The following is a 1762-nucleotide window of genomic DNA, read 5'->3' as shown; positions in this document are numbered from 1 at the left end:
TGCGCGACCCGGGCGGCAACACCTGCGCCGAGGCGCTGCGCGCGGTGCGCGAGGCGAAGTTCAAGCCGGGGCGTCAGCGCGGGCAGCCGGTCAAGGTCCGCTTCTCGCTGCCGGTCAAGTTCCGCCTCCGCTAGAGCAGCGCACTCCGCTATCCACGCCCCGACGGCCCCCGCGCTGTCGGGGCGTTTTTCTTCGGTGACACGGGGGGACGGTGAGACAGAGGACGGTGGGCGCGTTGCGCGGCGGCCTCGCTAACTTTGACGGTTTTGCTTTCGACAGCCGACAGCCGACAGCCGGCTCACGAATCGCCGACGCGCAGTTCTCGCTGGCACAGGGCCGTTTCGGAGGCGACGTTGGTGGCGACCACCAGGAGACCGCCCGCCGCGCAGTGAGCGCCGGCGAGACTCTCGACGAAGGCCCGGCCGGCTTCGTCCAGGTTCGACGTGGGCTCGTCGAGCAGGAGCACGGCGGGGTCGGCCAGGAGTGCGGCGGCGAACCGGGCGCGCTGCTTCATCCCCGACGAGTAGGTCCCCACGAGGTCCGCGCTGCGCGTGCTGAGTCCCACGCGGTCCAGCACCGCTCCGATCCGGCTGCTCGCCTCCGGGAGACGGCGCGCCTGGGCGAGGAAGGCGAGGTTCTCCTCGGCGCTGAACGCGTCGTACAGCTGGAGGTAGGGCGCGACGAAGCCCACCTGCCGCACGCGGTCCTCCGGTCCGACCTCGGCGTCGTCCAGCCACAGCCGGACGCTGCCCGCCGTCGGCGTGAGCACCCCGGCGATGATCTGGAGGAGCGTCGATTTCCCCGCGCCGTTGCGGCCGGTGACGGCGAGCGAGTCGCCCGGGCCGAGGCCGAGGCCGAGGTCTCGGAAGAGGACGCGCCGCCCGAAACGCTGGCTCAACCCTTCGGCTTCGAGGCGCGGCGCAGCGGGCATGGGCGAACGGGCGGAACGGTTTGGGTGAGGTCGGCGATAAAATAGCGCTCCGCTTCTCACCCTGCCCATCTACCCGGCCGCTGCTGCCATGCCTCTCCGCTCACTCGCCCTCGTCGCCCCGCTCCTGCTGCTCACCGCCTGCGCCGACCAGCCCGCCCAAGAACCCGACACCGACGATCCGCCCGCTGCGGTCGAGGCCGACACGGTGCAGACGCCGATGAGCGTGCCCGACGGCATGAGCGCCACCGAAGCCGTAGCTGTGCTCAGCCCGACGGAAGGCAACGCGGCGATCGGGCGCGTGACGTTCACCGCGGTCGACGGCGGAGTTCAGATCGCCGCCGACGTCAGCGGGCTCGGCGAGGGCGCGCACGGCATGCACATCCACGAGAACGGCGACTGCAGCGCCCCCGACGCCTCCTCGGCCGGCGGCCACTTCTCGCCCGACGGCTCGCCGCACGGGGCCCCCGACGACCCTGCCGCCGAGCGCCACGCTGGCGACCTCGGCAACCTCGATGCCGAAGGCGGCGAGGCACGCTACGAGCGGACCGACGCCGTCATCCAGATGAGCGGCACGGCCTCGATCATCGGCCGCTCCGTCATCGTACACTCGGGAGCGGACGATTTCACCTCGCAGCCGAGTGGGGATGCCGGGGTCCGCCTCGCCTGCGGCGTGATCGAAGCCGTCGACGCCTAGAGCTTGTTAGCAACTTGACCTCCTCAGACAGCGCAGAAACGCCGTTCTGATGTCACAAGCCCCGAAACCGAGTCATTCCCGACCCAGATCGGGAATCCATGCAGCGTCGGCACGCGGTGCCATCGTGGCGTGGATTC

The 1762-nt window shown here is 70.9% G+C and carries 3 protein-coding genes; 2 read left to right on the top strand and 1 reads right to left on the bottom strand.

Features of this window, described 5'->3' with window-relative positions; genetic code table 11:
• Positions 1-134 (top strand): energy transducer TonB (locus tag AAGI91_17835; protein MEM1044475.1); only part of this gene is annotated, 134 nt, incomplete at its 5' end.
• Between the two features lie 164 nt (positions 135-298).
• Here the strand turns inward: AAGI91_17835 and AAGI91_17830 are convergent.
• Positions 299-931, bottom strand: a complete 633-nt coding sequence (locus tag AAGI91_17830; GenBank protein ID MEM1044474.1) for an ABC transporter ATP-binding protein — start codon at positions 929-931, stop codon at positions 299-301.
• A gap of 88 nt (positions 932-1019) precedes the next feature.
• Between AAGI91_17830 and AAGI91_17825 the strand changes: the two genes are divergently transcribed.
• The gene (locus tag AAGI91_17825) at positions 1020-1625 is read left to right on the top strand and encodes a superoxide dismutase family protein (GenBank protein ID MEM1044473.1); all 606 of its coding nucleotides are present in this window, start codon (positions 1020-1022) and stop codon (positions 1623-1625) included.
• The last annotated feature ends 137 nt before the right edge of the window (positions 1626-1762 follow it).

This window comes from Bacteroidota bacterium (assembly GCA_038746285.1).
Classification (GTDB): domain Bacteria; phylum Bacteroidota; class Rhodothermia; order Rhodothermales; family JANQRZ01; genus JANQRZ01.
This window is presented reverse-complemented; position numbering and strand designations above follow the sequence as displayed.

What these genes read in the sequence shown, in the direction of transcription:
- AAGI91_17830 (MEM1044474.1), bottom strand. Translation starts at nt 931, where the DNA reads ATGCCCGCTGCGCCGCGCCTCGAAGCCGAAGGGTTGAGCCAGCGTTTC.
- AAGI91_17825 (MEM1044473.1), top strand. Translation starts at nt 1,020, where the DNA reads ATGCCTCTCCGCTCACTCGCCCTCGTCGCCCCGCTCCTGCTGCTCACC.